At 58.2% G+C, this 8709-nt stretch carries 7 protein-coding genes; 3 read left to right on the top strand and 4 right to left on the bottom strand.

The window, feature by feature from the left end; all coding sequences use genetic code 11:
- The first annotated feature begins 109 nt into the window (after positions 1 to 109).
- Positions 110 to 1522, top strand: a complete 1413-nt coding sequence (locus tag CXY72_RS14145; RefSeq protein ID WP_370446261.1) for a type IV secretory system conjugative DNA transfer family protein — start codon at positions 110 to 112, stop codon at positions 1520 to 1522.
- Between the two features lie 427 nt (positions 1523 to 1949).
- Here CXY72_RS14145 and CXY72_RS14140 read toward each other — a convergent pair whose 3' ends face one another.
- The 4 genes from CXY72_RS14140 to CXY72_RS14125 all read right to left on the bottom strand — a co-directional run bounded on the left by CXY72_RS14140 (position 1950) and on the right by CXY72_RS14125 (position 6821).
- Positions 1950 to 2402 carry a MaoC family dehydratase gene (locus CXY72_RS14140; protein WP_104128295.1) on the bottom strand — a complete coding sequence of 151 codons (453 nt, stop codon included), beginning with the start codon at positions 2400 to 2402 and terminating at the stop codon, positions 1950 to 1952.
- A gap of 73 nt (positions 2403 to 2475) precedes the next feature.
- Entirely contained in the window at positions 2476 to 4425 is a 1950-nt protein-coding gene (locus tag CXY72_RS14135) for a TRAP transporter permease (protein WP_104128294.1), read from the bottom strand.
- A 152-nt stretch (positions 4426 to 4577) separates the two neighbouring features.
- Positions 4578 to 5705: a TAXI family TRAP transporter solute-binding subunit gene (locus CXY72_RS14130; RefSeq protein ID WP_104128293.1), complete on the bottom strand. Its 1128-nt coding sequence runs from the start codon at positions 5703 to 5705 to the stop codon at positions 4578 to 4580.
- A 198-nt stretch (positions 5706 to 5903) separates the two neighbouring features.
- Positions 5904 to 6821: a LysR substrate-binding domain-containing protein gene (locus CXY72_RS14125; protein WP_104128292.1), complete on the bottom strand. Its 918-nt coding sequence runs from the start codon at positions 6819 to 6821 to the stop codon at positions 5904 to 5906.
- A gap of 103 nt (positions 6822 to 6924) precedes the next feature.
- Between CXY72_RS14125 and CXY72_RS14120 the strand changes: the two genes are divergently transcribed.
- Positions 6925 to 7875 (top strand): CoA transferase subunit A, encoded by a 951-nt coding sequence (locus tag CXY72_RS14120; protein WP_233197841.1) that lies wholly within the window; start codon positions 6925 to 6927, stop codon positions 7873 to 7875.
- Positions 7872 to 8678 (top strand): CoA-transferase subunit beta, encoded by an 807-nt coding sequence (locus CXY72_RS14115; protein ID WP_104128291.1) that lies wholly within the window; start codon positions 7872 to 7874, stop codon positions 8676 to 8678. The genes CXY72_RS14120 and CXY72_RS14115 overlap by 4 nt, the downstream gene beginning before the upstream one ends.
- Positions 8679 to 8709 lie beyond the last annotated feature (31 nt).

Raw genomic sequence — 8709 nt, 5'->3', positions numbered from 1 at the left:
CTGCGGTCATGCTGATCTCTACTTTCAGTGATCCCTCATTTTAAGAGGGCCCGCTGTCCGAGATATCCGCGGCAGGTCAGTTTCGCGCGCCGCCTCGCATTCGGCCATCATGAAGCGCGCGACGCACCTTCGACCGTCGCTGGCGAAGGCGAGCCCGAGCGATGTCGGCTATCGAATCGGGCGATCACGAGGTGCTGCGGTGTGGGCGAGCGTCGAGGACTCGATCCTGGTGATCGGGCCGCCGCGCTCCGGCAAGGGAGCGCACATCGTGATCAACGCCATCCTCGACGCCCCGGGACCGGTCGTGACCACGTCGACGCGCCCCGACAATCTCACTACGACGCTGCGCGCTCGGCAACGGCTGGGGCCTGTGGCGGTGTTTGATCCGCAGCAACTTGCCGCGGGCGTTCCGGTAGGCCTGCGCTGGTCGCCGATTCGCGGGTGCGAGGATCCCCTCACGGCCATGATTCGAGCGGCCGGGCTCGCCGCCGGAACCGGACTGGCCGCGGGCGGCGTCGATGGCGGCGGATTTTGGGAGGCCAAGACCCGAACGGCCCTGCAGTCGATGCTGCACGCTGCCGCGCTCGACCATTGCTCGCCGGCCGACCTTTTTCGGTGGACTCTCGACCCGGCTGCCGCCCATGACGCCGTGTCCATCCTGCTGAGCGCCCCGGCCGCGGCCACCGGCTGGGGCGACTCCCTCCGCGCGACGCTCGAGGCAGACCCGCGCACGCGCGACTCGATCTGGCAGGGAGTCTCACTATCGCTGGGTGCTTTGGCCGACCCGCGCGTCTTGAATTCTGTCTCCCCGCCGGAGGGCGAGGAGTTCAACCCCGAAGCGTTTCTGCGCAGCAACGGCACCCTCTACCTGCTGGCCACCGGCGCGGGATCAAACAACTCGGCGTCGCTCGTGTCGGCGTTCGTAGAGGACCTCGTGGAGACCGCCCGCCGTATCGCCGCCCGCAGCGCTGGCGCGCGGCTCGACCCGCCGCTGTTGCTCGCACTCGACGAGATCGGCAACTTGGCGCCTCTCCCGTCGCTACCCACACTTATGGCCGAGGGCGGCGGCACCGGCATCACGACGATGCCGGTGCTGCAGTCGCTCGCCCAGGCCCGCACGAAGTGGAGCGACAACGCCGCTGGCACCATCTGGGACTCCTCGATCGTCAAGATCGTTCTCGGCGGAGGATCCAACTCCCGGGACCTGCATGACCTCTCGACCCTCATCGGCGACCGCGACGAAACGACCGACTCGACGACCATTGGCGACCACGGTTCACGGTCATCTCAGCGCTCGATCCGACGAGTGCCGATCATGCCGCCCGACACGATCCGCACTCTGCCCTTTGGTACGGGCCTGATCATGCTGCGCGCTGCTCCACCGATCATCGCGAGCCTGCAGATGTGGACTGCCCGCTCGGATGCCAAAGCCCTGCGCGCGAATCGAGAGGAGATCGAGGGGTTTATGCAGGAGCCGACTCGGAACGTACCCGCACGGGATCCGGTCAACGAGCCGGAGTGACATCTAGCTTCAACGGAGGGCCGGTTTACTTCCGCGTAACGCCGCCGGCCCTCAACCGACCAGTATCGCGCAGGAGGCGTTCGTAGTCGCTGACGCTCAGCGAGCGACCGGACTTTGTGGGGAAAGGAACGCCGCTGCACCGGCCTCGTTGACTGCGCCTCATGGCGTCGCCCCTGCCTCGAGGGCGACGGCGGATGCCACATTGGTAGTCGCCTTGAGATGCCGTACGACTGACTACACAAGCGGCTGGTCATCCACGTTGACAAACAAGGATTAGACGATTGGAATGCCGACGGCACTGAACCCCGCGCTCTCCAACCGCGCTGGGATGGGCAAGTCCATTCCAGCGCGCGTCGACTGCGTCGTCCAGGTCGTCCAGGTTGTCGAGCGCAATCACGCAGGCTACTGAGCCAGATCCCGTACTGACCTATTCCACAAAAAGTGAGACCGTGTCGGCGATGCATGCCAGTCGCGGCGATTCCTCCACTTCGATCTGATGCCGGATGACTACCTGGCTACCCCGGGCCGTTGGGGTCACTGAGAGGAGAGTGATCCTGTTGCGTACCCTGGAGTCGACGGGAACCGGGCTCGGAAAGCGCACCTTGTTCAGGCCATAGTTGACGACCATCTTGACGCCGACGACCCGGTAGACCTGTCCCGCAAAGAACGGGATCATCGACAAGGTGAGGTAGCCGTGGGCAACCGGGCCGCCGAACGGACCCGCCGCGGCCCGGTCTGGATCGACGTGAATCCATTGCTGATCACCCGTGGCGTCGGCGAATTCCTGCACTTGTTGCTGCTCCACTCGATGCCAGTTGCTGACCCCAAGCTCGGTGTCCACGAGGGTGACCAATTCGTCCACCCCCTGAATCTCGCGCACGGACTAGTCCTCCAGGATCGGCCGGAAACCGGCAACGTTGATGGCGAGGTCATGGACCACATTGGCGACCGCCTTACCGACGCCGACCACCAACTTCAACATCGTCACGGGCGAGGTCTCCACTCAACGTGGGCACGATCCAGGGAGATTTTATCAGGTAGCACAACGCGATACTCACAACGAGCAGGCCCGCTCCGGTGGAGGTACTGGTGATTCCTGGCAGCATCAACGACACACCTGCAACGCCGCCGATAAGGCGAGTGATGATGGGCATCCGTTTCTCAAACCCAATCAACCAGCCTTCAAAGGCACATGCCAGAATATATACGCCAATGACGCTCCCTAATAAGGCAAGCACAATCTGCGGTAGCGGCGCTTGGGCGACGAGCGCCGGATTGAGGGCAAAGCAGAACGGAATTATGTATTTGACGGCGCCAAGTTTCATTGCGCTAAAGCTGGTCGCCATTGGCGGCGCTTTTGCAATGCTCGCTGCCGCAAATGATGCCAGCGCAACAGGCGGCGTGATGTATGACACGGAGGCCCAATAAATTACGAACAGGTGGGCGGCGATCACATTGACACCCAGTGCGGTCAAAGCCGGGGCCATTACTATCGCCAGCAAAACGTACACTGCCGAGATCGTCATACCCATCCCAAGCACGAATGAAGTGACAGCACCGGCTATCAAGATGAGAATGACGTTATCCCCAACGAGCGTGACCAACTCTCCGGCCAGCGAAAGAGAAACGCCGGTCATCGACAGGCCGCCAATGATCAGGCCGACGCCAGCGATGATGCCAAAAATCTCGGAAAGCGTCTTTCCGCCGCTCACCAGAAGACCGAAGAATTTGCGAGGAGTGAGACGATCTGTCTTCTTCAGAGCACTGACGAGCAACAGGAAAGCAATTACCCAATATGGCGCTTGGGATTCGTTCTTCTGAACGACGAGGAGGAGAACGAGCCCGATAAGCGCGCCTAGGTACGGCCAACCCACGGCCAGCACAGCGCCGAGCCGGGGAAGCTCAGACTTTGGCAATCCTCTTAGCCCTTTCTTGGCCGAGTATCCATCTATTTGCAGGAAGATGCCAAGGAAGTAAAGAAAAGCTGGGATCGCAGCAGCCAGTGCAATTTGCGCATACGGCACCCCAACAAATGAAACCATCAAGAATGCTGCAGCACCCATGATCGGAGGAGTAATCGAGCCGCCCGACGACGCAGTTGCCTCAACTCCGCCAGCATATTTTGCGCTAAAGCCCGCCTTTTTCATGGCAGGAATTGTCAACGGCCCGGTCGTCAAGACGTTGGAAAGCGCGCTTCCGCTAAGCATTCCAAGCGCAGCTGAGCTGACCATGGACACCTTTGCCGAACCACCACGGCGGCGACCGAAGAGGGACTGCGCCATGTCATAGAAGAACGTCGCACCCCCAGTCTTCTGAAGCACCACGCCAAACAGCAGGAACCCAATAAGGATGCCAGCGGCTGCCTGCAACGGGAGCCCAAGAATACTGTCCAGGCCCATTGCATGCTGTTGCGCTGTTGACATGAAGTCGCTTTGAATTCCCCGCAGGAACCCCACGGGAGAATTCCCCGCAAACATCGGATAGACCGAAAAAGCCAAGGCAATAATCGTTACGACCAGCCCTGCAGCTCTGCGCAAAGCCTCAAGCACGACGACCCAGAGAATAAGGCTAGAGACCTGAGCCGCGAAGGGCGCCATGAAATCCCAACCAAGGTTCACGATGTTCTCAGCGTTGATTCCGAAATACACGCAAACGACTGTAGTCAGAAGGAACAAAGTGACGTCGTACCAAGCAGGCCGCTTTTGCTTCGCCTTCTTATGGGCTGGCAGAGTCAAGAAGACGAGCGGGAGGAAGCACGCCAGTATGTAGTAGAGATAGCCATTGCGAATCAGCGAGAATCCAAATGGATTCCAGAAGAACGCCTGGTTCATGGCCACAAGGACCCCGACGACGGTAAACCCGGCTATTACGCATTTCCAATATGTGTTTAGTCGATCATTCAAGTTTTTATCCTCACAGGTTCAGCGGGGAGCGCGGAGCGGGTGGCACCGCAACCGGCGCTGGGCGGCACGGCTTCACGGCTTCACGGCTTCACCGCTTCACCGCTTCACCGCTTCATGATGAGACCAACGGGACTCGCGAGATCGCAGTCCGATCACATGGTGCTTAGATTTGCTTTCTTCCAGGTCGACCATTCTTCGGCGAGGTTATCCTTGTGCGCAGAATCGATGAAGCCTTCCCAACCCGAGCGCAGCTTTTCCCCACGTTCGATGAGCGCCTCGTTCTTTTGGGCAGCTTCATCGCTCCAGGCATTGTTTTCCTTGAGGAATTTGACTGTCCCGGCGTGGAAAGGGACTGTGGTTGGGACGGTGTTTGCCTGCTCAAGGCCCCAGTTCTCGGTTGTTGCAGTTGCATCCTTGAACTTGTCGTAGTTGTCGTGGATGGCTTGCGCCGTCTCATATACGCCAGATTCGCTGGCATCCGCGTAGGTAATCAGCGGAAGAGTGTAAATCAACCCACGTGCCGATTCGCCTTCCTTCTGGCCGGCTGCGCCAGCAAAATCACCGATCTCGGCGTACGGTGCATTTTCTTTAACGGCCGCTACCTTTTCCGGTGAGTCGTCATCCATACTGAGCCAACGGACGGGGAAGGCACTCTCAAGCTCGTAGAGGGAAGCTCCGTAAGCTTGCTGAAAAAGTACATCGAGCTGACCCGATTTGACGGCATCAGTTTGCTCGCTATAAGAAATCTCGACAGGCTCAACATCATCCCAAGTGAGCCCACCATATGCAAGCATCGCAGTGAGGCTGTTGTTCACCGAAGGATTTGCCGTAATTCGCGGGAATTTTGCGCCCTTCAAATCTTCGTACGACTTGATCTCCGAGGAGTCTCGAACCATCAGTCCATGAGGGGCAACAGGTGCCCATGCCAATCGAACGTCTTGTGGTCCCCACTCTTCACTGGCGAATTCGTAGTCTGCCTCGAAGGCGTAGATGTATTCATTGCCAGTCCGGGCCATGTTGGCCTTTCCTTGCTTCAAAGGACCCATGCGTCCGATGGCAGTGTCCGCTGTGATTATCCGTGCAGTATGGCTTGTGCTCCTCGTTATGGCTTCACTGACAGCGGCGACATCTGCATAGGTCGAAGTGCCCAGGCCGTAAGTGGTCCAGACCAGTTGCTGGGGCATACCATCGGCTTCTTCGCCTCCACCGGCCGATGCACAGGCAGTCAGGCTCAGCCCAACGGCCAAACCGAGAGCAACGGTACGCAGCATTTTTCGCATAATCTCTCCTTTGAGTTTTTGTGACACCACCCCAGACCGAGAAGCGCGTCTTCGTGAATGGACGTATAACTGACTCGTATCGGATGGTTCCAGAACGCATGATGAGCCTCGCGCCGGGGTGTTCCCGTCCTCAGACTGTCACTCGCACACCAATACAGTCCAATACTCAATTGGAACGATAGTCATTGATAATTACTATCAATCAGGTGCTGGAGATCGGAACGTCTTGGGAGCGGGAAGCACTCGCTCGGCGATTTCAAGCACAGCCATCACAGCCGGAGACACATTGTCTTTGCGCCAGGCAAGTACTGCCACCAGTTCTGCAAGGTCCCCGCTCAGTTCCCGAAACACCACTCCAAACGTGTCAATATGCTGAACCGACGAGACAGTGATCGTGACTCCTACGCCCGCCGCGACGAGACCCAATATCGTATATGAATCAGGAGCCTCCTGGATGATTCTCGGGTTGAAACCGGCGTCCATCGTGACGCGCATAAGCGCATCCCTCACGGCCGACCCCTGCGTGCCGGGAAAAGTCACGAACGGCTCGAGAGCCAAATCTGCGACGTCGATGATGGATCGCTCCGCGAGCCGATGGTCCGAGGGCAACGCCACTAGAAGTCGTTCGTACCCATAAGTCCGGGTAGCTATAGCCGTGTCCATGACCGGCAATCGGCAAAAACCGATGTCTATGTGCCTTCCGTTAATAGCAGTCAGCGCCGCTCCAGAATAGGTCTGCCCCTGAAGGATCATGTCAATGCCCGGCTGCTCGGCACGGACTGCGCGGGCGAGTTTAGGCAAGGCATTGTGACTGCTCGCCCCGGCGAAACCGATGACCACCCGGCCGACGATTTCCGACTCTCCCAAGACCGCAGCGCGTATGGCGATGTCGACATCGGCCAAGACCTGTCGGGCTGGTTGGAGGAGCGCATGTCCGGCTTCACTCAACGTTACCGAGCGGGTGTTCCGATGAAACAGCTCCACCCCCAACTGTTTTTCCAGTTGCCGAATCTGCTGACTCAGAGCCGGTTGCGCCATATGCAGGCGTGCAGCGGCCCGACCGAAATGAAGTTCCTCGGCGATAGCAAGGAACCCAACGAGATGTTTGAACTCCAAAACGTCCTCCAGGGACCACTTGACTTATAACGAATAACTATCACAGAAGTCTACATTACGTATTGGACACTTATAGATCCACGGTGTCACCATGAAGTGAATCGTGTTCAATGATGAGGAAGGCTTCATACCAATGACCAGCAAAGAGGCCACTCTGCACGACGCGATTGCTGAGTTCGTCGTAGATGGCGATGTCGTCGCCTTGGAGGGGTTCACACATCTGATACCTTTCGCGGCCGGTCATGAAATCATTCGCCAGCACAAGCGCGAACTGACGTTGGTGCGAATGACGCCGGATATCATCGCCGACCAGCTTGTGGGTGCGGGTTGCGTAAGCAAACTCATCTTCGCTTTCATGGGTAACAGCTCGGTCGGATCGTTGTACGCAGTACGCCGGGCGATCGAAGCCGGCAGCGGGTCCCCCATCGAAATCGAGGAGTACAGCCACTACGGTCTGTTGGCCCGATACCAGGCCGGAGCCTCGGGGATCCCATTTATGCCCATCCGCTCGTATGCTGGCAGCGCCCTTGCGGATATCAATCCGAATATCAAGAAGATCCCTTCTCCCTTTGATGACGAGAGTGAAATCTACGTTGTCCCCCCGCTTAACCCTGATGTCGCCATCATCCATGCCCAAAGGGCGGATCGCAGTGGCAACATTCAAAGTTGGGGAATTCTTGGACCGCAACAAGAAGTGGCGTTTGCCGCGAGAAAGACAATCGCCATAGTCGAGGAAATCGTCGACGATGATGTCATTCGCTCAGATCCGAATAGAACAATCGTCCCCGGCTTTGTCGTGGATGCCGTCGTCGAGAGCAAGTATGGTGCCCACCCTTCATTTGCTCAGGGTTATTACGATCGCGATAACGACTTCTATCGTTCATGGTCGGCGATCAGTCGCGACCCCGAAGCACTTAAGCAGTGGATCCAGGAATGGATACATGACACCGAAGAACACGCGGGATATCTAGAGAAGCTGGGCAAGGGTTACTTTGAGCCATTGACTCCTCTCCCACATATGTCCACTCCCGTAAACTATGGAAGCGTTCGATGATCTCCGCCACACAAACCGACGATACGCCCACCTCGACGCAAGCCACCTTCACCGCGAGCGAACTACTGACTGTGGTTAGCTGCCGTCTCCTTCAGGGGAAGCGTAGAGTTTTCGCCGGCATCGGGCTGCCGACGCTTGCCGTCGCTCTGGCACAGAAATCATCGTCTCCCGACATCGAGCAGGTATATGAGTCGGGTGTGTGTGGAGCTCATCCCCCACGGCTTCCCGAAACCATCGCCGACGCCTCGTTGGCCACGGGCGCCGAAGCAATACTCACCATGCCCGTTCTCTTCGGCTACGTATTGCAGGGGGGATGGATAGACGTCGGATTCTTGGGCGCAGCACAAATCGACCGTTTTGGAAGTCTCAATACCAGCGTGATCGGACCATGGGAGGAACCGATTGTCCGGCTGCCTGGATCCGGAGGGGCCGTGGAAGTCATGTCCAATTCTCACGAAGTCTTTGTCGTGTTGCGCCGGCATAACCGCACTTCCTTTGTAAATGAACTCGATTTCTGTACCAGCCCCTCACTCCGAGCAGCACGGCTGGCCGCGCCGAAAGTACCGACGCGGGGTCTGGGCGTCTCGACCGTCATTACCGATCTCGGCGTGCTCACAGCGGATGACACGGGTGAACTATGCCTGTCATCAGTGCACGAAGGAGTAACCGTTGAACAAGTTCAGGCAGCAACTGGGTGGCCACTCAAGTTAATGGACCAGATCACGGTGACAAAAGCTCCGACCGCAGAGGAACTTCGTCTCCTTCGTGAAGATATCGACCCGACCAGAGTGTATTTACGCTAACCACATCAGGAGCAACTGTCATTATTTCGAC

This window comes from Cryobacterium sp. Y57 (assembly GCF_002929505.1).
GTDB lineage: Bacteria > Actinomycetota > Actinomycetes > Actinomycetales > Microbacteriaceae > Cryobacterium.
This window is presented reverse-complemented; position numbering and strand designations above follow the sequence as displayed.

Coding starts and splice junctions, on each gene's coding strand:
- CXY72_RS14145 (WP_370446261.1), top strand. CDS start 110: ATGAAGCGCGCGACGCACCTTCGACCGTCGCTGGCGAAGGCGAGCCCG.
- CXY72_RS14130 (WP_104128293.1), bottom strand. CDS start 5,705: ATGCGAAAAATGCTGCGTACCGTTGCTCTCGGTTTGGCCGTTGGGCTG.
- CXY72_RS14115 (WP_104128291.1), top strand. CDS start 7,872: ATGATCTCCGCCACACAAACCGACGATACGCCCACCTCGACGCAAGCC.